An 18,813-nucleotide genomic window follows, 5' to 3' on the forward strand; every position below is an offset into this window, starting at 1 on the left:
GACCGGGGCCGACCATGTTGCGCGGCCCGCTGCAGATAGACCACCCGCGCAAACGCAAATACCCCCGCAAAGGGAGGCGATCCGACCGGCTGCTGTGGCCTCAGCCGTTGTGCCTCCAAAGACCATCGTTCAAACCATCCGGCCTTCTCAGAACGAAGCCGGACCGATCACTCCGAAGAGACCTTCCCCAAGCCCAATTATCCCAGCCCTAGCAACTGCCCCAACAGGGGGAGGGGGAATAGAAAGAGTTCAGGAGGCGATCGAAAAGGTCCGGCCCCAAAAGCAACCAAAAACAGAAAAAATAATAAAACCCTCCAATGTGGTTCCCAACAAGTCCGCCGTCCGTGTGTCCGGCTCCAAACCCCTTGCAAACAAGCCGGTGCGCGCGGACAGGGCCAAGGTTGCACCGGGGACCTTACAGGCTGGCCGGCTGTCATCCATGCCGGTGGTCAAAACAAGCCCCCTGCAGCAGACACCGGTAAGCAGTGTGTCGCGCCCGCCTTCAGCGCCAAAGGCGGAGGTTAAACCAACCGGGAACGCTCTGATACCGGTGCACACTGTGCAACGGGTCACCAGCAGCACCAGTGTTGCGGCTGTATCTGTCCAGTCAGCCAGAGAGACGGCCTCGACGGGCAGTTCAGGCGGAGCAGGCAGTCCGAATGCAGGCGCAGATGCACAACCCGTGCGCCCTGAACGTGTGAGCAGGCCCGCACCGGCCGCAATTGCACCGGTGGAAAATGGTCTCACCATCAAACCTGTTGTGCCCGTTGAGGAGCGTCTGGCGGCCCTTCAGCCATCTGAACATGGGGGAACGGTGATCAGTCCAAGTGCGCCGGAACTGGTGGCGGTTCCAGACAGTGCGGTCACACCGGAGCCGGCTGAAACGGTTGCGCCGGATCATCTGGAGGGCATTGACCCGCTTGCAAAGGTGACTGGCTATGTTGCAAGCCACGATGCGGGAGAGTGCACGCATCTGTCTGTCATGTCTGCAGGTGCAAAGAGCGCACGGGTCACCGCTTTTGGCACGGCGATTGATCCGTTTCTGGCCTTTGACCGAAAATTTGCGGCCGACCACGGCTATGAAGCGGATATCGAGCTGCGCCTGATTACGCAGAACCAATGTTCTTTGCTGGCCGCGATGGCTGCGGCGGCGGGGATCGAGGCACCCGGTCTCCTGGAGCTGGACCGCACGGAAGTGGTCAGCGGGACCAGGCTTGGCGGCGTCATCCAGCGGGATTTGCCGCTGGCACGCATTGCACAGGCGGAGGTCCATGGCGCTGACTTGAGCGGCCGGGGCGCGCCTGAACTCTATCTGATTGATGATGCCGGTCAGATCCATGACGGGCGGAGCTTCGTCCGTGCAGAAACCAGCACCGGTCCAATTGGCGGCTGGCGGTTTTCCATCCCGGTGACACTGGTCTCGGAGCGGTCAGAGGAAACGGCGCTGGTGCTTGCGGTCTGGAACAGGCCCTCCGGCAAGCAACCGGCTGCTTTCGGCACCTTGCCTGCCGCGCGCATCGCCGATGTTCTGGAGCAGCCGGGTGTCTATACGCTGACTGCTTTCAAGGTGTTACGCTGACGTGGGTCGTCCCGTCGCCGATGCGGTAAAGACGCCGGTCAGCATCACTTCAAGGGCAGCCCGTTCCTTTTCCAGCCGGGTCTCGAACCAGGTGACCGCCACGGAGACTGGAATGGCAACAGCAAGGCCACAGGCCGTGGTCAAAAGCGCGACCCAGATTCCGCCTGCAAGGGCGCCTGGGCTGGCGGATGCGCCAGCATCCTGAAGGGTCTGAAAGGTTTCGATCATACCGAGAACCGTGCCGAACAGGCCCAGAAGAGGCGCAATCTGAGCGACCAGATCAAGGGCTTTCAGCCAGCTGGCCAGCGCAAACAGCCTGTCTGCGGCCCGGGCGGAGATCTCCTCCCTGAGGCGTTCCTCCCGGATATCGCGCTCCTGCGGTCCCAGGGGCTGCTGATCCAGAAACTGGAGAGACTCCATTGCGCTGCGCAGAAGGGCGGCCGACAGAGATGTGTCCTTGAGCAGAAGCTGGGTTGCCTTGGTGCGTTCGCCGCTGCGCCATTGGGAAACAGCCTGGCGCACCAGATTGTGACGGCCGACCCGGGAGGTGGAGAACTGGACCATTTTGGCCAGAATGACGGCCAGGGCAGCAACCGAAAGGGCAAGAAGGACCAGAACAACCGGCCCTCCAAGCTCCAGCAAGGACGAGGAACTTTCCATCAATCAGCCCATGATCCTGTTGAAGTCCACGGCAGAACGCCCCCGTCAGTCGCTAAAGGCTACGCCGGAACGGTTGCTCAGCTTCAAAAGATCCGGGCAATAGACATCCTCCACCGAAGGCGGCACGCAATTCTGCACATCATTGACATGCAGCCTAGAGAGGTCGTTGCAGGCCTCATCGAGATCGAATTGCAGGACTTTTGTCTTGCCGGCGGAAATGCGCGAAAATTCAAGGCTCAGGAACCGGTTGACCAGCCCGTTCTTGTCGAAGATGACGACTTCAAGTTCCAGGGCATTCATCGGACGCTCCAGTCCGTTGGTTGCTACAACGGCCAGCCGGCAGCCGCCGGTCTCAATCGGTTCCGCCTGATTGAGTTCAAGGCTGATCTCGCCGGACAGGTCCTGCGCTGCGGCCTGAGCGGCCAGAACGGTGCTAAGTGCCGCCAATATGGCAAACAAGCTTGAAAAACGCATTCAAAAATCCCTCAAGAAAACCTGCCCATGCGGACTGCCGGACCATCAGACACAAATTTCAGTCATAAGACAACAAGACTGTCCAATCCGGCGCCCCTTCTGTTTCAATCTTGAAAAAATCAGCCTCGATCAGACCGCGTTGCCAGCATTGGTCTCCGTCGAACAGGACGAATTTTTCCTCGCGGATGCAGAGGGTCACATCGCCGCCAAGGCGGCTTTCCCCGAACCCGTCGGCCACATGCAGATAGTAGCTGGCCGCGTTGAGCGGCTCCTGAAGTACCTGGCTGCAGGCATTGGCCGTGATGGTCCACCAGCCCTCGGTTCTCAGGCCTTCGTCGGTCTCATAGCCGATGGCAATGTTTACCAGATCGACAGAGCCGTTGCAGACCCTGAGCCCGGCTTCGGCAGAGGCCATGAAGGCGAAAAAACACCAGCCCCCGGCAATGGCAGCCCGAGCCGGCCATTTGTACAAAAGTCCTTTGACGGAAAAAATGCCGCGGTCGTGACTGGCTTTTGCCATGGGGCTCCCTGGAAGTTCTTGTGTGAGTTACGCTAAGGAAGAAGAACGGGCACGTCAATTTGGCATTCACCATTGTGCTTTTGGCTGTTCTCGGTGAAGTTACAGGGGATGGACGAGGAGAAGTGCCAAGAACATGATCCGGATCGGCCCCCCGCTTGCAAGGCGCAAACGCATTCCGGTGACGCCACTGATCGACGTCATCTTCATTCTGGTCATGTTCTTTCTGCTGTCTTCTTCCTTCGGCATCTGGAGGCCGCTGGAAGTGGCATTGGGCGTGAACGCAGGCCAAGACCCGGCTCAGGAGCCGCGTCAGGAATTCGGTGGGGTCCAGGTCCCGGCGGTTCTGATCAGCCTCAAGGGGCAGGGGGGCACGGGCTCTGTCCGGATGACTGTCAATGGCCAGCCTGTTTCCTTGAACGGTTTGCAGGCGGAACTGAACCGTCTGGCGGGTCTTGGCGCGGGGTCAGCGGTGCTGGTCCCTTCTGCCGATGTGGAATTCCAGCAGGTGGTCGATGTTCTGGACGCGGCCCGGGCCTCGGACATCCACAAGGTCAGCCTTACGCTCGATTGATTGTTGTTCCAATGAGTGAACATAAAAACGGCCCGGACGAAGTCCGGGCCGCTGATGTCTTGGCAATAGCTGCGGATCAGCGGCCGATAGCGCCGCCAATGATGCCGCCGACAACGCCGCCGATAAACGCGGCACCTGCCGGGTTCATGCTGCCGCCATTGTTGGCGGGGGCACGGCGGTTGTTGGTCGTGCGCTGCGGACTATTGGTGTTCGTGCGCCGTGTGGTGCTGCGAGATGCCGCTGCAGCCTGTTGCTTGCGTTTGACCTCGGCCTGATAGGCTGTGTATTGCACCGCAGTCTGCGTGGTTAAGAGCGCATACTGGGCGGCGGTGAAATACCCGGTCGGCACGATGCCATTGGCTGTCTGCCAGGCGGTGACACCAGCCCTGGTTCTGGGGCCGAAGGCGCCGTCCGGACGGCCGACATCATGACCTGACAGGTTAAGGCGGGTCTGGACTTCCCGGCGTGCCGTGCGGTTCCAGCCCATGGAGGCTTCGGTCTGGGGCGTGCCCGGGATCGCCTTTTGGGGATCCGGCAGGGTCGCCACAACTCCGGCGGATGCAGCCGTCTGACCAGTGGACTGGCCCGCCGTGCCAGCCGGGTTCACCGCCGCGACCTGGGGCGTTTCCGTTTTGCGCTTGATCGCATTGCGGGCGAAGTCGGCAAAGGTGCCATTCGGATAGGCCGACAGATAGGATTCATAATCGGCAGCCGTATCGCTGGATTTGGCAGCTTCCCAGATCAGCTTTTCCCGTTCCCAGTCAAGATTGGGCTGGGCAGAAGTGCTGGCTGCAGCAGCGGTTACCGCGTTCTGAACGGCCTGATCCGGAACGGTGGTCGCGGTTGTTCCCAGTGAGGCCACTTCGGTGCTGGCCTGGGTCTCAGCTTTCTTGTTGAGAAAGACTTCCCCGATCAGCGAGGCATTCACCCAGGGGCGCTGCCGCTTTTCCGTTGCATCATAGACATCGCCGGTGACACGGGTCATGACTGTCTGGATCGACGCATTGGGGGTGTCGATGTGCCGGATAAGGGCGGAGGTGAAGGGCGAATTCTGACCTTCTCCGTCAAGCGCGACGTCGCCGGGGGAAGTGGCGAAAGCAATCACGGAGCCTTCCCCGCCGGTTTCCTGGACCTTGATTTCCGCCAGACCTGCGCCGAGGCTACCGGACCGGCTCGGTCCCATGCGGCGGGCCAGGGTCCGTGCCAGAGGGTTGTCTCGGCAGGCATCCAGGAACACCATCTGCACTTTCACGTCTTTCGACATCTGGCGCATGATGAAGTCCACGGAAATGGTTTCAAAATCGAGAGAGGTTTCGTCTTCGATTTTCGCGTCAATCGGCACCAGCAGGTTCTGGCCTGCCACCTGCATGCCATGTCCCGCATAGAAGAGCAGAGCAATCTCTGCCCCATAGGCCTTTTTCGCAAATTCCATCACAGACCGGCGCATGTCCGTGTAGGTCTGATCCTGACCGGCGACAACCTCGAAGCCGAGGCTGCGCAGCTTGGTTGCCATCAGCTCTGCGTCATTGGCCGGATTGGGAAGGGGGACGGTGTGCTCATAGGCTCCGTTGCCGATGACAAGCGCAATACGCTTGGCAAGGGCCGGTGCTGTCCCTGTTAAAAGTATTGCCAGCACGGCGATCATTCGTTTGAACATGCCCTGTCCTCTCGTCGATCAATTTTGCCTGTCGGGTTGACCCGATCTCGCTGTGGGTTTGGGTCCTGTATGAGAGAACGCTACCCTAGCGGCATTAAATGATATGTAATTCGTGTCACAACAATTCGTTTTGGTGAAAGTGATCTTAAATTCAAATGCCCAGACCCACCTTGATGAAACCTGTTGCTAAACGGTTCCAGCCCTGAATTATAGCGAGAAAAGCCTTGGAGTGCACGGCTTTTTGAAAGAGGTGACGTTGTTTTGACGGAACGTGCCGACCGGTTTTGTTGGGGCGCTTCGCGTTTGAAAGGCTTTGCCCGCCGCTATCTGACATCAGGGAAGACAGCGCAAAAGACAAGCTGGTCTGAAAGCTGAGGACTGGAGCGCGCGTGAGATGGGAACAGCTTGCAGTCAACCGGTCAGGTCAGTGTCTACGGCTGAACCCGCAAAGTGCAATTGTATGCGAGCAGGTAGAATTGCCGTAAAGAACCTGCTCCCACGGTCAAGACAAGCTGCCTTGAAGTGCGTCACAGAATGCCATTTTTCAAGGAGAAATTGGCACGCCCAACGGGACTCGAACCCGTGTTTCCGCCGTGAAAGGGCGGCGTCCTAGACCGCTAGACGATGGGCGCGCGGTCGACGCGGCTGCGTCGTGGGGAGGCTTATAGGCGGGAATGGTCTGGCCCGCAAGAGCCTTTGAAACAATTTTTTGCAGGCCCGGTGTTCCGGGCCCGCATATATTGAAATCCGGTCAGACTTACCACTCGCCGGTATTGCCCATGGACGCCCAGGGCTCTTTGATTTCAAGAGCTTCGCCTTTTTGAAGCAGTTCAATGGAAATATTGTCCGGCGAACGAACAAACGCCATGCGGCCGTCGCGCGGGGGACGGTTGATCGTCACGCCTTTCGACTGAAGATCCGCACAGACTTGATAGATGTCATCGACCTCAAAAGCGAGGTGGCCGAAGTTGCGGCCGCCGGAATAGCTTTCCGGATCCCAGTTGTAAGTCAGCTCCAGAAGCGGGGCGGCCTGAGCCTTGCCGGACTCAATGTCGTCGGCGCCTGCCAGAAAGATCAGGGTGAAACGCCCCTTTTCGCTTTCGGTGCGGCGGATCTCCGTCATACCCATCTTGTTGCAATAGAAGTCGAGCGATTCTTCAATATCGGTTACACGAACCATCGTGTGCAAATATCGCATGTTATGTCCTTTGTCCTCGAACGAGGGATCGGTCGGAAGGTGCCGGAGCGGCTCATGACACTTATCACCAAGCTTTCAGAAGCTCGAGACTATGTGGCACGATTTCAGGAGGAGCCGGACCGATGCATTGCGGCCCTGACCGGGGCCGGGATCTCGACAGAGTCCGGAATTCCTGATTTCCGCTCCCCGGGTGGCATATGGTCCAAACGCAATCCGGTTCAATATCAGGACTTTCTGGTGTCGGAAGAAAGCCGCCTGGAAGACTGGGGCCGCCGGTTCGAGATGCTGGAATTCTTTCAGGCGGCACAGCCCAATGCGGCCCATCTGGCGCTGACGGAGATGGCCCTAGCGGGGCAGATAAGCTGTCTGGTGACCCAGAATGTGGATGGTCTCCATCAGGCCGCCGGGTTTCCGCAGGACCGGCTGATCGAAATTCATGGCAATTCGACCTATGCAACCTGTCTGGACTGCGGCCGCTACGCGGAGCTTGAGGCACAACGCGAGGCGGTCAGCGCGGGAGACAGCCCCCGGTGTGAGGCCTGTGGCGGGATGCTGAAGGCGGCGGTGATCAGTTTTGGCCAGCAGATGCCGGAAGCTGCGCTGGGGCGCGCAGTTGACGCGGTGCGCCGCTGTGACCTTTTTCTGGTTCTGGACTCGTCCCTTCTTGTGCATCCGGCCGCCCATTTGCCGGTGCTGGCGGTTCAGTCGGGCGCCGAACTGGTGATTCTCAACGGACAAGAAACACCGCTTGATTCATTGGCTTCTACTGTCCTGCGCACCCCTCTGGCACAAACATTTGCGGGTTTCGGTAGAAAAATGCCTCAAACTTCGTAAATGGCCTGTGGTTAGTTCCACAATTTCGCTTCTCGTCATTATGCGCAATGTTATCCTTTTATTAGGAATCGGCCGTCAGGTGAGTCGCAGCTCGTCTTCGGCCTTATGATGCGGACCAAAGACGGGACACAATCGCTATGGGGGTTAAGACCGCTCGGGAACCCCGCGCGCTCGATACGGTGGCAGAAGACGTTGCTGTCGACGTATTCGAGATTGCCGGAACAATTAAATGGTTCGATGTGGGCAAGGGCTATGGCTTCATCGTGCCGGACAGCGGAGACGGCGACATATTGTTGCACGTGACCTGTTTGCGGCGCGACGGATATCAGACAGCTTATGAAGGCGCCCGCGTTGTTTGCGAAGTGCTGGACCGGCCGCGCGGCCTCCAGGCCTTCCGGATTCTGTCGATGGACGAAACCACGGCGACGCATCCCTCGCAGCTGCCGCCCTCGCGCACCCATGTGCAGGTGGTGCCGGAAGGCGGGTTTGAAAAAGCGACCGTCAAATGGTTCAACCGTGTCAAGGGCTTTGGTTTCCTGACCCAGGGCGAAGGCACTGAAGATATCTTCATTCACATGGAAACCCTGCGCCGATTCGGGATCACTGAATTGCGGCCGGGGCAGGATGTGATGGTCCGCTTCGGAGACGGCCCGAAGGGCCGCATGGCCGCCGAAATCCGGCCCGTGGGCAGCGGCACGCATATTCCGGCGTCGCATTGACGCCACAGACAGATGTTTTCTTTTGCAGGCCGGATTTTTCCGGCCTTTTTCTTAAGTGAGGGTTGAGCCGCTCCGCACACTTTTGAACAAAAACCGCCTGTCCAGGGACAGAGCGGGGGGCAAAGGCAGCAGGCTTCAGTCTTCAACGGCCATGCAGCAGGTCAGAGCAGGGCCAAAAACGGGTTCAGGTGCCATGAGCGTGCGTTTTCTTACGACATTTGCCAAAGTGCTTATGATTGCCGCTGCCTGTCTTGGGGCAGGGGCTGCGGTTGGGGCTGGCGCTGAAACCACGCAAACTTCGCTGGTGCAGGAAAGTCTCGTTGTGCGGGCGCAAGGCGCGGATCACCGCTTCAGGGTGGAGGTAGCCGCAACAGCCCAGGAGCGGGCCCGGGGACTGATGTTCCGCAATCAAATGGCCGCAGATCATGGGATGTTGTTCGTATTCGACACTGAGGGCGAACGGTATTTCTGGATGAAGAACACACCGCTTCCTCTCGATATCATCTTTATCGCCACCAATGGCGAGATTGTCAGTATTGCTGCCGATACGAGCCCTTATTCGGAAGACACCATTCCCTCCAATGGACCGGCCCGCTATGTGCTGGAACTGAATGCGGGCACGGCGGCAAAACTGGGCTTTGGCCCGGGCGACCTTGTGTCCAGCCCGTCCATGGGCGGAGAATAGGGCAAAAAGCGAAACGGGGCGGGGAGACCGGGCTCTTCTTCTGAATTCCAGTCTGTGGCCTCTTGACCTCAAAGACGAACGCAGTTACATCCGCAAAATCAAACGTTCGGGGTATAGCGCAGCCTGGTAGCGCATCTGGTTTGGGACCAGAGGGTCGCAAGTTCGAATCTTGCTGCCCCGACCATTTTCCTCAAAATTTGACCGGTTTGGCTGACAACTGGCCGCACACGCGCTGCGCTTGTCATGCAGGACGAGGAGAACCGCCCATGCGATCACTGTTCCATCTGGCCTATCATGTTACCGATCTTGACGAGGCACGACAGTTCTATGGAAATGTGCTGGGGTGCCAGGAAGGGCGCAGCACGGACACTTGGGTCGATTTTGACTTTTTCGGCCACCAGATCTCGCTTCATATCGGCAAGCCATTCGAGGTTACCCGCACGGGCAAGGTCGGCGATCACAAGGTAATGATGCCGCATCTGGGAGTGGTCCTGCCGCTGGAAGACTGGGTCACCCTGGCGGACCGGCTGGCACATGCCGGTATTCAGTTCGACATTCCCCCGGTGGTCCGCTTTGAAGGAGAGACGGGCGAGCAGCGCACCATGTTTTTCTTTGATCCAAGTGGCAACCCGATCGAGGTCAAAGGCTTCAGGGATTTTGACGGCGTCTTCGCTGCTTAGGATTCTGCTTCCGGAAAGACAAAGCGGGGGGCTGCACGGGGCAGGCTGGAGCGGTGGCCATGGTTAAAAGGGGTGCCGTTACGGGATTTTATGCAGAAGGCCTGTGCCCTATTCTGGCACGGGCTTCCCTGTTGAGCGGCGCTGGCCTGGTCAGGTTGCTGCGTCCCATAGCCCAGCGCGCCATGTAAATAGCTGGAAAACAAACGGAAAATATGCTGAGCGCCATTAAGCATAAACTGGCCATATCTTTGCACATACCGGCTCCAGAGCCAAAATTTGAGGAGTGTGCATATGTTTTTCAGTGCAAAGCTTTTTCCGGCCGGATCGATTTCGGAAGCCCCTTCGGTCAGCACAGTTCAGGACGTTTTTCTGTTTGATCTTGATGCGGTCGCGAAGGGTACATGTGGCCCGGTGGACAATGAATTTGCAGCCTATTTGCGGGACTTTGCCACCAGCCGTCCGAGCTATTTGCTCACCAGCGTGAATTACAACGACCTGATGAGCCGGGTCCCGTCCAGTGTCAGGCGGGCTTTTCAGGGTATTTTTGCCTCTTGCGGCGCGGAACTTTGGGCCGGAGACGACTTGCTCGAGTGCCGGAAGCACACCTTTTCAGACGACCTTTATGAGTATCTGGTCAAGACGCTGCGCAACAGCCGTTATCAAGCGAAACTGGCCCCCATGATTGAAAACGGGCCCGCTACTTTGCGGATCTGCCTGGCTGGAACCCGGGCACCCTTGAGTGCCTTGAAAGCCTATGCGGACTGGGAGGAGAAGGAGCTGGAGCTTCCGGTCATCATTGGGGAGCTGGAAGCCAATTTCCCGGATCACCGCATTTGCCAGGACACGCGGACCAGTTTTCTAATCATGGCAGAGGCGTTTTCAACGGCGGCTCTCCGGGACCGGATCAAGGACAGGCATGGGCGCACGCGGGTGCTTGCCTATTTGACCCGCCGGGCGGCTGAGGGCTTTGCCGGACCTTTCTGCGAGGCCCTTTTTGAGGAGGATCTTGTTTCTGAGGTGGGCGGTCCGAGCGATCTTAGTCAGCTTTTGAGCTACGACCTGCGCAGGGACAGCAGCAGCCTCATGTCGCCTGCTGCCGGTCCCGTCCGGCTTCGGTGACTTGCGCACCAGGCAGCGGCTCGTCAAATGGGCCGGTTCAAATCAGTCAGGCGCACCGCTTGAAATTGACGCGTGCCAAAAGGATCAAAGACCGGAGGGACTACCGGTCAAAAGCCTGGAGGAGAAGCGACATGACATTGAGAAATTCGTCCTGCCGACCATGGGGCAGGTCGTCCACTTTGGCGACGCCATAGTCGAGAGTCAGAATCATGTCCCACATTTCGGTGAGATTGGCCGCATCGACGGCCGATTTCAGCTTGCGCGGAGACAGTGTATCAGGTGTTGCCGCCATGGTGCCGGAGCCCGGACTGGCATGTTCGGGCAGGTAGGGCCCGAACCTCTTATGAATGTTGTGATGCATGCGTCCTGCTCAGTAAAGTCTGGTTATAAAATAATGTGTCGGCGCCAAATGCCGGCATCAAAACGAAGCAATTGCACGAACCGGAAAGGTCCCGCCCAATCGAGCCGCGCTCTCGCTAAAGTGGCTAACTAGCACACTGCACAGTTAAATGCCATCTCGATAGTTTATCTATTGTTGCAACTCTAAATATTAATCAGGCGGTTTTAGGACGTAAGATTTGAATTGGGTTTCATACTTTTCTGTCAGAAAACTATCACACCTTGATTTGCCATCTGATTCAACGGGAAAGGCGCAGACCTGGGGCTACCGGTTTGCACGACCCTGGGCATGCGGGAACCTCTTGCCTTCAAGAACGGAGTTGACTTCGCATGCAAAGGCGGGAAAAAGCAAAGGATGGGCCGAGAGGCCCAACGCTCTGTTGAAAGGCAGCGAAATGGTTGCGCGCATTTACCGACCGGCGAAGACCGCCATGCAATCCGGCAAGGCCAAGACCCAGCGCTGGGTTCTGGATTATGAGCCGGAAACGGCCAAATCCGTTGAACCGTTGATGGGCTATACGTCCTCTTCGGATATGAAACAGCAGGTCAGGCTGTCTTTCGACACGCAGGAAGAGGCTGTGGCCTATGCCAAACGCCATGGCATTGCCCACCGGGTGGAAAAAGCCCATGAGCGCAAGGTCAAGGGTACGGCCTATGCGGATAATTTCAAGTTCAACCGGGTCGCTCCCTGGACCCACTAAGAATTGACCCGATAGCGTGTCATGAAGCAAAAATCCGGATTTGTCTGTTGAAACTGGCGCAAACGGATCGACAGGCCGGGTAAAACCGATTTTAAGGGTCACAGTCGGCCTGAAGGCAGAGTACTTAGAGATCAGGCCCCGTAGCTCAGCTGGATAGAGCACTCGCCTTCTAAGCGAATGGTCGCAGGTTCGAATCCTGCCGGGGTCGCCACTCTCTTAAGTGTCCGATCCGGAGACATAGGTCACAGTTTGTACCGGAGACATGGGTTACAACCTCGTGCCGCACCGGGGGCGCGCCTCGTCTGCCCCGAATGGACGTCCGGCGGCGGCGTTAGGCAACGCAGGTCTGTGTCTGGGACGTTTTCGGCAGCATGGTTCTCGCACGCGGAGTGAGTGCGGTGATCAGCTCCGTTAATGTGATTGAGGGGCGTAAAACGTTCGGTAAATCAGAGCGTGAGCGCGCACTGCAATATGCGCGCACACCTTTGGGCGGACCTGCAGATCAAGACGCTGCCTGTTCCCGCATGGGCACGAAATATGCGCCGACGCGGTGCGTCTTGTCTGTGCCGGTCAGTGCGCCGGTATCAGGACTTGCGCTGTTCCGCGCCTGCCTGGCCAACCATGAGCGGTGTGATCTTGGTCTTCAGGATCATGTCCAGTTCTTCCGAGCCGTCTTCAAGAGACTGAAGCGCCATATCGAGGCAGTAAGAACAGAAGGTGCGGCCATCTTTGTCGGCTTCCTTCTTCGTATACCGAATCATGCGTTTGATTGCTTCGACCGCCGGTTCCTGTTCGGCGGCCGAACGATCCGCTTTGTTGACTGTCTTTGACATGACACTACCCACCAATATTCGATTTGCTGTTTGCAGCGCGGCTGCTGTAACCATCCAAAAGTAGCATGCTGTTGCAGCGTGACAAGAGCGTGATAAGGTGCTGTTGTACATAGTAGTTGTGTGGCATTGGAAGCAGCGCTGTCAAGCACCCTTGCACATGCGGCCAAAAACGGGGAGTCAATGGCAAACGCGTCCTGCCTTGCATGTCTTGGGCGTCCTTTGCTTCTTGATAAGCGAGGAGAGCCCGTTCCGGTAAAAACTCGTAAGGCCTTGGCTATTATGGGGTATCTGAGCCGGATTAGCGGCATGACCGCGCACCGGGAGGTCCTTGCAGACCTTCTGTGGAGCAATGCTGAACGGACTAAGGCCATGCAGTCGCTGCGGCAGGCGCTGCGCCAGTTGAAAAGTGCCGAAGAGCAGGCCGGTTTCGATGTGCTTCAAACCTCCGCAGGGCACGTCAAACTGGATGCCGAAGAGTTTTCCTCAGATTTAACGCAGCTCCTCAAACTGCTTGAGCGGGGGCGGGCTGAAGACTTCCGGAAGGCCGAAGACCTGTGGCGGGGGGAGTTCCTCACCGGATTTGAGGAAATTGATCCGGAGTTTTCAGACTGGCTGCATATCGAGCGTGAACGGGTGCGCTCGGAAGTTATGACGGCGGCCTTCAAGCACCTCAATCAGATCTCCACGACGGATGGCGGTGTTCAGGTGGAAGCGGGCGGCCGGTTTTTGCTCAAGCTGGACCCTGCGCTTGAATCGGCCCACAGGGTGCTCATCAGATTGTATCTGAAACTTGGACAGCGGGACCGGGCGGAGCAGCAGCTCAAGACCTGCGAACGGGAGATGAAACTGCATCTGGATGCAGCGCCCGACAGGGAGACCCGGGCGCTGCTGGCCGAGCCGGAGGATGGAAGCTGGCAGGAAAAGGAATTCCGGCGTCCGGGCGAGGTGCAGACCATGCTGACGGCCTTGCCGAATTCGGACACGGTGGTCACCCTCCCGGAAGTCTACGTGGTCTCTGCTTCGCTGGCAAAGTCCAATCTGAACGATGCGATCTATCTGCGCGAGGAGATTGTGTCCGGCCTGTCATCCTTCCGTTCCTTTGACCTTTATCATTCAGAATATTTCGGCGAGGAAAACGCGCCTGATCCAACGCTTGTGGAAGGGCATGAACTGGGCAGCTATCTGCTGCGGTTCCGCCATGATGAGCGCTCGGGCAAGGTTGTCGTACAGTTTGAGGACCGGGCCACAGGCCAGATCGTCTTCAACGAAATTGTCGACCTTGCTTTCTGGAACGGCATTCTTCCAGCTGCGAGCCATATCGTCAGCCGGGTCCATACCCATGCGACCGACAAACTCCGTAATCCGGCCAACACATCCGTGTTCGCCCGCTGGTGCCAAGCAGAGGCGCTGTTATGGGATTTTACCCCCCAGTCCGATGAAAAGGCGATGCGCCTTTTGAATGAGCTGGAGCGGACCAACCGGAATTTTTCCCGCACCTATGCGGGCAAGGCTTCGATCATCATGAAGCAGGCCCTGCATTTTCCGCTGCATGATCGCACAACCGCGGACGGGATGAGCGATCTTTTGGATCTTGCCGAACAGGCCATCGTTCTGGATCCCTGGCAAGCGGTGAACCAGCGGGTCTACGGCTGGGCCCTGATCCTGTCCAATATGCCCCAGGAAGCGCGGCGTGCCTTTCAAAATGCGGGCCGGTTAAGCTCGTCTGATCCGTCCAATCTCATGTCGGTTGCCGAAGGGCTGGCCTTTTCGGGGGATGTGGACGAGGCCCGGTTGACTGCGGACAAGGCCTTCAACCTGTTCGCGTTTGTTCCTCGCGTCTTTTATGAATATCTGGCCAATATCTACTTTGCGTCGGAAGACTATGAAGGGGCGATCACGCATATCGAACGCGGGGCTGGCGTCAGCATCGGCGGATTGACCACCCGGATAGCCGCCCTGTTATGCGCCGGGCGCCATGAAGAGGCCATCCAAACGCTGCAGCGATTTGGTGAGCATCGGATTTCTTTGCTGAGACAGTCGCCTGGAGACCTGCATGACCCGAATGACTGGCGCCAGCGGGTGAACTTCTTTCAGGACAAGCGAATTCGTGCCAATTTCGATAAGGGCGCGGAGATGGTCCAAAAGTTTCTTTTGACCGGCGACAGCTCAGTTTAAGCAGGCTTTTGGAAACAGGTCTGACAGCTCAGCCAGATAGTTCGGGTCTTTGCGTGTCAGTTTGTCTTTGTTCAGCTTGAAGGGCAGAGCAACCGTCTTCCGGTCCTTGCTCTCTGACACCACCTGGAAAGTGAGCAGGTCTGTTGTCACCTTTGGCAATCCGAGCTGTTCCAGAACCCGCTTGGGGTCCTTTTCCAGCTCCGTGCGCACCGTCTCGTCGACAGCCGCTTGCGCAAGCAACCGGCCCAGAGCTTTGATATTGCTTTTGTGATAGGGAAAGCGGGCCATTTGGTTCCGTCCTGCAGAAGGTTAGGCCGCCTGGACCCAAGGGTCCAGGCGGAATGACGGGCGGGAGCGGCTTACTCCGGCAGGTCTTCGTAGAAGCAGCTGCCCAGAGCAGCCAGGCCGAGTTCTTCAAAATAGCTTTCGTCGCCAGCCTGGACGCGGTCGGCATCAACCTGTGCCGGTACAACCAGGTGAACGAGATCAGCTGTGTCAGCAAGGATGTCGACATCGGCTTTTGCACCAACGGAGGTCAGAACCTGCGAAGGGTTGTCGATGAGATCCTGACGGGCAGAGGCGTTCTGGATAATGTCACCAAGTTTAGCACCGATTTCCATTTCGGTCTTAGAGTTCGTTTTAGCGTGCATAACAAGCCTCGTGTAGTGAAAGTTGTACAGTTGATTGGCGCGTGGTTGGATGGTCACTAGGCCAAAAAGAAAAGTGTTCTTGGTAAAGTAAAAACTTTCTGTGGGTAAGCGTTTACTTTGATTTGAACCTTTTCGTGTTAAATAGTGAACTAGCAAAAAAAATTGCTCAATAGAGGAAAACTAGAAAGTCAACTGTTGCAATTGTTGCGCGAAAACTAGTAATTTCGAACTGATTTGCCGGCGTTTTTAGGGTGACTCAAGGCCAAGCGCGAAGTGGGGCAGGGTGCGTATAAACGGGTCTTTACAAGACAAGATTGTAGGCGATCTCTGTGCTCTCGGACTTCTGTCCCAAAGTCAGGAGAACGACCCAGGCGAACTCACACTTTTGTGCGAAGATTTGCGCCTCTTTCTGCCGTTTATATCCAAATTTGAGTTCCGCCTTGTTCCGCTCGAGCGGCGCGGGTGTCCTATTCAGTTTTGCACCGGTTTGATCCAGCCTCCTGCAGACGGCGCAGCCAGTCCGGGCGGCTTGTACCGTCCTATCCCAGCCGGAGGCCAGGGGGCCACACTAAAGAAAGCATCTTTAAGTTGTATAGGAGAACTTGCTGAGAGAGTGAGTCTTTGTTCTCAAGGGGCTGGAGATACCAGGGTAAAGATCACATCTCAAAAACAATCACTGGTAGAAATTGGACGTTTGCTTGGCTTTAGCAAGCAGCAGTGGAAAGCGCGTCTGGCGGTGGAGGGCGAGGCTGCTGAGAATGCGACCGCTGGGGTGTCCGACGATGCTGTAATGACCTTAAGGCAAGTAGAGGTCGTTCGTCTTGGAGGGGGTGAGCGAAAGCTGCTTCCAGCTATCGCGTTTTTGTTCGGTGAAGCGACTTCCGATGGGGCGGTGGGGCAGGGACTTGCCTCATCTGTCGGGTGTGCGGTTTGGCAGGATGTGCAGGGCGCTCGGGAGCGCGCTCTTCTGGAACTTGTGGAGCGGGATGCCGTGGCTCAGGCGTGGTACAACCGCCTGGGGATAACTAGGTTGCATTTTACTCAAATTCGACCGGTTTTGCCCAAAATGCTTGTCGAATTTCTCGATGAACAACCACGGTCCTGGGGTGTCTATCATGTCGATACGGATTTACCGGTTCATGTGGTGATTGCGGTCTCTTACGGCGACGGTGGATATCATGCAGCTTTTGGAGCGTCAGCGGGCTGGAACCTTGAATCTGCGTGTTTTTCGGCGGTGACTGAGCTGCTCCAATCTGAAAATTCCCTGTCATTGATGGAACAGGCCTATCGCAGACAGGAGGCTGAAACTGGCCGGTCCGGTCCACTGCCAACGCATCTTGCCTATGCCCGTACATCCTCGATTTTGGAGGATTTACCCCTGAAACGGGTCCCGCAAGCGGACCCGAAGGGGCTGGCAGATGAATTTTGCTACAACCAGCTTTTACGGGCCTGCCAGGAAAAGGGCATGGAAATCTGGGAATTCGAGGCCACCCGGTCCGATCTGAACATTCCGTGCATTAAGCTTCTGTCGAAGGATCTTTGCAGCTGGGAGCCCCGCTTCGGCAAGGAGCGGCTCTACCAGGGGGTTGTCGACAGGGGGCTTCGTAAGACACCTGGAACCGAAGCGGAATTCGCCGCGCGGCCGTTTCCCTTTTGAGCTGCTTCCCTTTGGGACCCATTTGAAACCGGGAGTGGGCGAGCATTGGTGACACTTGCGGCAGCTCTGGAATGACATGTCCTGAGATTGACAGGGGCCTGCGCGGGAGATATTAAAACATGACTCTTGCACTCAACAATTGAGGGCGGGTGTCCGGATGGCGATTGGGTCGTCCGATCTCTGGAAGAAACTGGGCGGGGATTTCCCGCCCTTTTTTATCTGTCCTTTTGCCTGAGATCCGGGCGCCCGTCTGCGACTGGCCGGGACAGGGTCATAACCCAAAAATTGCGCCATTTGCCTGTGTTGCGATTGGTTCTTGCGATGCCGACCCGGGTGACATAGGGATTGAGCAGATTTTTGTTGTGCCCTTGCGAGCCTTGCCAGCCCCGGAAGGCGGCCGGCAGGTCGGCATAGCCAGCGCCCAGATTCTCCGCTGCCGCGTAATTGGCATATCCGGCCTTGTCGAGCCTTTGGGAAAGGCCGAACGCGCTATGCGCCCAGGTGTCCATGCTATCCCGGCCGGCAATGTGCCGGGCCATCTTCTGGGAAACGGCGTCAAGAGAGGGATCGTGTTGCAGCGGCGGCTGGCCGTTTTGTGCCCGGTAAGCGTTGATCATGGACAGCATCTGAGCTGTGTCAACATTCTGATCCGTCAAGATGGTCCTGTTTTCCAGCTCACCGGACCCGGGCAGGGCGCCGCAGGCAGCAAGGCCCAGAAGGGCGAGCACCACCAGCGCCGCTTTCAAGCTTATACTGTGACCTATGGGGTTCATGAGGGTTCGTCTCCAGGCCAGACTACCCCGTCATCGGCAAAAAAATGAAACGGTCCCGGATAGCGTTCCACATAGGCCATGTGGGTGACCACGCCAGCTTTGTCCGTATGGTAGTGCAGAAAATAGGCAGGCGGTTCAAAGGTGAACAGGGCATCGCCCTTACCGGTCAGATCCAGGTCCACCTGATGCCCGGTGCTCGGCGCCAGCGTCATAACGGTTCCGGCAAAGCTGCTGATGATCGGCCGGTGCAGGTGGCCGCACAAAATCCGCTCCACGTGACTGTAAGGGGTAAGAACCTCAGCCAGAGCCGCCGCATCCTGTAGCCCCATGGCATCCATATGGGCAATCCCGGACAGGGCTGGTGGATGGTGCAGGGCAATCAACGTTGGCTCGGAACTGGCGTTGAGTTCCCTGTCAAGCCAGCTGAGCTGCGCCGTGCCAAGTTCTCCGGACGGTTTGCCGGGCAAATGCGAATCGAGCGCAATCAAGCGCAGACCACCAATGGTGGCTGCATAGTGAATTTTTCCGCCAGTGGTCTCGCAGAGACCGGGAAAGTCCCGCATCTCCCGGCGCATGGTGTCGCTGCTGTCGTGGTTGCCCGGAAGCAGATAGACCGGCAGCTCCAGCTGCGCCAGAATTTGCCGGGCCAGGGCATATTCGCGCGGGTCGTCCCGGTCCGTCAGGTCCCCGGTCACAACAACCGCGTCTGCGGCCGGGGTCAGGGCTTTCAGGGAACGGACCGCCCGCTCGGCCATCATGTTGGTGTCGGAAACCCGGTAGCAGGCCAGCCCCCGCGGGCGAAGATGCAAGTCCGTAATCTGCGCGATCAAAGTCATGTGGAAACCTGGTGACTCGGTGTGTAGACAAGGTGAGCGAACGATAGCCAAGTGCTTCAAGAGGGCAAGCTCTTGTTTCCCTTTTTGGAAAGC

At 57.6% G+C, this 18,813-nt stretch carries 21 protein-coding genes and 3 tRNA genes; 12 read left to right on the forward strand and 12 right to left on the reverse strand.

Features of this window, described 5'->3' with window-relative positions; translation table 11 throughout:
* Positions 1-682 precede the first annotated feature (682 nt).
* Positions 683-1,579, forward strand: coding sequence for a hypothetical protein (locus tag ACXAH0_RS10160; protein ID WP_475190844.1), 897 nt, complete (start codon positions 683-685; stop codon positions 1,577-1,579).
* Here the strand turns inward: ACXAH0_RS10160 and ACXAH0_RS10165 are convergent.
* The 3 genes from ACXAH0_RS10165 to ACXAH0_RS10175 are packed head-to-tail and all read right to left on the reverse strand — an operon-like array spanning position 1,571 to position 3,233.
* Positions 1,571-2,239 carry a MotA/TolQ/ExbB proton channel family protein gene (locus ACXAH0_RS10165; RefSeq protein ID WP_475173287.1) on the reverse strand — a complete coding sequence of 223 codons (669 nt, stop codon included), beginning with the start codon at positions 2,237-2,239 and terminating at the stop codon, positions 1,571-1,573. The two genes, ACXAH0_RS10160 and ACXAH0_RS10165, sit on opposite strands and share 9 nt — an antisense overlap.
* A 45-nt stretch (positions 2,240-2,284) precedes the next feature.
* Positions 2,285-2,713: a hypothetical protein gene (locus tag ACXAH0_RS10170; protein ID WP_475190848.1), complete on the reverse strand. Its 429-nt coding sequence runs from the start codon at positions 2,711-2,713 to the stop codon at positions 2,285-2,287.
* Between the two features lie 58 nt (positions 2,714-2,771).
* The gene (locus ACXAH0_RS10175; protein WP_475173283.1) at positions 2,772-3,233 is read right to left on the reverse strand and encodes a DUF1036 domain-containing protein; all 462 of its coding nucleotides are present in this window, start codon (positions 3,231-3,233) and stop codon (positions 2,772-2,774) included.
* Positions 3,234-3,366: 133 nt separating this feature from the next.
* Here ACXAH0_RS10175 and ACXAH0_RS10180 point away from each other — a divergent pair, with 133 nt between their 5' ends.
* Positions 3,367-3,804, forward strand: a complete 438-nt coding sequence (locus tag ACXAH0_RS10180; RefSeq protein ID WP_475190852.1) for an ExbD/TolR family protein — start codon at positions 3,367-3,369, stop codon at positions 3,802-3,804.
* Positions 3,805-3,880: 76 nt separating this feature from the next.
* On the opposite strand, the gene ACXAH0_RS10185 is transcribed toward ACXAH0_RS10180, so the two are convergent.
* The 3 genes from ACXAH0_RS10185 to gloA form a co-directional block, all read right to left on the reverse strand.
* A complete protein-coding gene (locus tag ACXAH0_RS10185; RefSeq protein ID WP_475190855.1) occupies positions 3,881-5,461 on the reverse strand; it encodes a caspase family protein in 1,581 nt (526 codons plus the stop codon).
* A 556-nt stretch (positions 5,462-6,017) separates the two neighbouring features.
* Positions 6,018-6,093 (reverse strand) — tRNA-Glu (locus ACXAH0_RS10190).
* Positions 6,094-6,218: 125 nt separating this feature from the next.
* Entirely contained in the window at positions 6,219-6,659 is a 441-nt protein-coding gene (gloA, locus tag ACXAH0_RS10195) for a lactoylglutathione lyase (RefSeq protein WP_475173279.1), read from the reverse strand.
* Positions 6,660-6,713: 54 nt separating this feature from the next.
* Between gloA and ACXAH0_RS10200 the strand changes: the two genes are divergently transcribed.
* From ACXAH0_RS10200 to ACXAH0_RS10225, 6 genes are all read left to right on the forward strand, one after another.
* Positions 6,714-7,493: an SIR2 family NAD-dependent protein deacylase gene (locus ACXAH0_RS10200; RefSeq protein ID WP_475190857.1), complete on the forward strand. Its 780-nt coding sequence runs from the start codon at positions 6,714-6,716 to the stop codon at positions 7,491-7,493.
* Between the two features lie 137 nt (positions 7,494-7,630).
* The gene (locus ACXAH0_RS10205) at positions 7,631-8,212 is read left to right on the forward strand and encodes a cold-shock protein (RefSeq protein WP_475173275.1); all 582 of its coding nucleotides are present in this window, start codon (positions 7,631-7,633) and stop codon (positions 8,210-8,212) included.
* A gap of 193 nt (positions 8,213-8,405) precedes the next feature.
* Complete coding sequence (locus ACXAH0_RS10210; protein WP_475173273.1) at positions 8,406-8,897, forward strand: DUF192 domain-containing protein; 492 nt, start codon at positions 8,406-8,408, stop codon at positions 8,895-8,897.
* 107 nt (positions 8,898-9,004) lie between these two features.
* A tRNA-Pro gene (locus ACXAH0_RS10215) sits at positions 9,005-9,081 on the forward strand.
* A gap of 82 nt (positions 9,082-9,163) precedes the next feature.
* Positions 9,164-9,577, forward strand: a complete 414-nt coding sequence (locus ACXAH0_RS10220) for a VOC family protein (RefSeq protein WP_475173272.1) — start codon at positions 9,164-9,166, stop codon at positions 9,575-9,577.
* A 291-nt stretch (positions 9,578-9,868) separates the two neighbouring features.
* Complete coding sequence (locus ACXAH0_RS10225; RefSeq protein WP_475190862.1) at positions 9,869-10,696, forward strand: hypothetical protein; 828 nt, start codon at positions 9,869-9,871, stop codon at positions 10,694-10,696.
* A 100-nt stretch (positions 10,697-10,796) separates the two neighbouring features.
* Here the strand turns inward: ACXAH0_RS10225 and ACXAH0_RS10230 are convergent, their stop codons facing one another.
* Entirely contained in the window at positions 10,797-11,057 is a 261-nt protein-coding gene (locus ACXAH0_RS10230) for a hypothetical protein (RefSeq protein ID WP_475190865.1), read from the reverse strand.
* Between the two features lie 433 nt (positions 11,058-11,490).
* On the opposite strand from ACXAH0_RS10230, the gene ACXAH0_RS10235 reads away from it, so the two are divergent.
* Complete coding sequence (locus ACXAH0_RS10235; RefSeq protein WP_475173266.1) at positions 11,491-11,796, forward strand: ETC complex I subunit; 306 nt, start codon at positions 11,491-11,493, stop codon at positions 11,794-11,796.
* Positions 11,797-11,930: 134 nt separating this feature from the next.
* Positions 11,931-12,007 (forward strand) — tRNA-Arg (locus ACXAH0_RS10240).
* A gap of 373 nt (positions 12,008-12,380) precedes the next feature.
* On the opposite strand, the gene ACXAH0_RS10245 is transcribed toward ACXAH0_RS10240, so the two are convergent.
* Positions 12,381-12,629, reverse strand: coding sequence for a hypothetical protein (locus ACXAH0_RS10245; RefSeq protein WP_475190870.1), 249 nt, complete (start codon positions 12,627-12,629; stop codon positions 12,381-12,383).
* Between the two features lie 306 nt (positions 12,630-12,935).
* Here ACXAH0_RS10245 and ACXAH0_RS10250 point away from each other — a divergent pair, with 306 nt between their 5' ends.
* Positions 12,936-14,804 (forward strand): BTAD domain-containing putative transcriptional regulator, encoded by a 1,869-nt coding sequence (locus ACXAH0_RS10250; protein WP_475190873.1) that lies wholly within the window; start codon positions 12,936-12,938, stop codon positions 14,802-14,804.
* Here the strand turns inward: ACXAH0_RS10250 and ACXAH0_RS10255 are convergent.
* Positions 14,796-15,092 carry a hypothetical protein gene (locus tag ACXAH0_RS10255; protein ID WP_475173260.1) on the reverse strand — a complete coding sequence of 99 codons (297 nt, stop codon included), beginning with the start codon at positions 15,090-15,092 and terminating at the stop codon, positions 14,796-14,798. The genes ACXAH0_RS10250 and ACXAH0_RS10255 overlap by 9 nt on opposite strands.
* Before the next feature lie 71 nt (positions 15,093-15,163).
* Positions 15,164-15,454: a hypothetical protein gene (locus ACXAH0_RS10260; RefSeq protein WP_475173258.1), complete on the reverse strand. Its 291-nt coding sequence runs from the start codon at positions 15,452-15,454 to the stop codon at positions 15,164-15,166.
* 385 nt (positions 15,455-15,839) lie between these two features.
* Between ACXAH0_RS10260 and ACXAH0_RS10265 the strand changes: the two genes are divergently transcribed.
* The gene (locus ACXAH0_RS10265) at positions 15,840-17,111 is read left to right on the forward strand and encodes a YcaO-like family protein (protein ID WP_475190877.1); all 1,272 of its coding nucleotides are present in this window, start codon (positions 15,840-15,842) and stop codon (positions 17,109-17,111) included.
* Positions 17,112-17,326: 215 nt separating this feature from the next.
* Here ACXAH0_RS10265 and ACXAH0_RS10270 read toward each other — a convergent pair whose 3' ends face one another.
* The gene (locus ACXAH0_RS10270) at positions 17,327-17,884 is read right to left on the reverse strand and encodes a CAP domain-containing protein (RefSeq protein ID WP_475190880.1); all 558 of its coding nucleotides are present in this window, start codon (positions 17,882-17,884) and stop codon (positions 17,327-17,329) included.
* Positions 17,881-18,720, reverse strand: a complete 840-nt coding sequence (locus ACXAH0_RS10275) for a phosphodiesterase (protein WP_475173251.1) — start codon at positions 18,718-18,720, stop codon at positions 17,881-17,883. The genes ACXAH0_RS10270 and ACXAH0_RS10275 overlap by 4 nt, the downstream gene beginning before the upstream one ends.
* Positions 18,721-18,813 lie beyond the last annotated feature (93 nt).

The sequence above is a fragment of the Roseibium sp. AWQ4_290 genome (assembly GCF_056160985.1).

Excerpts from the sequence above, each read along its gene's own strand:
- ACXAH0_RS10165 (WP_475173287.1), bottom strand. The coding sequence starts at position 2,239 with ATGGAAAGTTCCTCGTCCTTGCTGGAGCTTGGAGGGCCGGTTGTTCTG.
- ACXAH0_RS10210 (WP_475173273.1), top strand. The coding sequence starts at position 8,406 with ATGAGCGTGCGTTTTCTTACGACATTTGCCAAAGTGCTTATGATTGCC.
- ACXAH0_RS10170 (WP_475190848.1), bottom strand. The coding sequence starts at position 2,713 with ATGCGTTTTTCAAGCTTGTTTGCCATATTGGCGGCACTTAGCACCGTT.
- ACXAH0_RS10235 (WP_475173266.1), top strand. The coding sequence starts at position 11,491 with ATGGTTGCGCGCATTTACCGACCGGCGAAGACCGCCATGCAATCCGGC.
- ACXAH0_RS10180 (WP_475190852.1), top strand. The coding sequence starts at position 3,367 with ATGATCCGGATCGGCCCCCCGCTTGCAAGGCGCAAACGCATTCCGGTG.
- ACXAH0_RS10255 (WP_475173260.1), bottom strand. The coding sequence starts at position 15,092 with ATGGCCCGCTTTCCCTATCACAAAAGCAATATCAAAGCTCTGGGCCGG.
- ACXAH0_RS10225 (WP_475190862.1), top strand. The coding sequence starts at position 9,869 with ATGTTTTTCAGTGCAAAGCTTTTTCCGGCCGGATCGATTTCGGAAGCC.
- ACXAH0_RS10185 (WP_475190855.1), bottom strand. The coding sequence starts at position 5,461 with ATGTTCAAACGAATGATCGCCGTGCTGGCAATACTTTTAACAGGGACA.
- ACXAH0_RS10200 (WP_475190857.1), top strand. The coding sequence starts at position 6,714 with ATGACACTTATCACCAAGCTTTCAGAAGCTCGAGACTATGTGGCACGA.
- ACXAH0_RS10205 (WP_475173275.1), top strand. The coding sequence starts at position 7,631 with ATGGGGGTTAAGACCGCTCGGGAACCCCGCGCGCTCGATACGGTGGCA.
- gloA (WP_475173279.1), bottom strand. The coding sequence starts at position 6,659 with ATGCGATATTTGCACACGATGGTTCGTGTAACCGATATTGAAGAATCG.
- ACXAH0_RS10220 (WP_475173272.1), top strand. The coding sequence starts at position 9,164 with ATGCGATCACTGTTCCATCTGGCCTATCATGTTACCGATCTTGACGAG.
- ACXAH0_RS10230 (WP_475190865.1), bottom strand. The coding sequence starts at position 11,057 with ATGCATCACAACATTCATAAGAGGTTCGGGCCCTACCTGCCCGAACAT.
- ACXAH0_RS10175 (WP_475173283.1), bottom strand. The coding sequence starts at position 3,233 with ATGGCAAAAGCCAGTCACGACCGCGGCATTTTTTCCGTCAAAGGACTT.
- ACXAH0_RS10275 (WP_475173251.1), bottom strand. The coding sequence starts at position 18,720 with ATGACTTTGATCGCGCAGATTACGGACTTGCATCTTCGCCCGCGGGGG.
- ACXAH0_RS10260 (WP_475173258.1), bottom strand. The coding sequence starts at position 15,454 with ATGCACGCTAAAACGAACTCTAAGACCGAAATGGAAATCGGTGCTAAA.
- ACXAH0_RS10250 (WP_475190873.1), top strand. The coding sequence starts at position 12,936 with ATGACCGCGCACCGGGAGGTCCTTGCAGACCTTCTGTGGAGCAATGCT.
- ACXAH0_RS10270 (WP_475190880.1), bottom strand. The coding sequence starts at position 17,884 with ATGAACCCCATAGGTCACAGTATAAGCTTGAAAGCGGCGCTGGTGGTG.
- ACXAH0_RS10245 (WP_475190870.1), bottom strand. The coding sequence starts at position 12,629 with ATGTCAAAGACAGTCAACAAAGCGGATCGTTCGGCCGCCGAACAGGAA.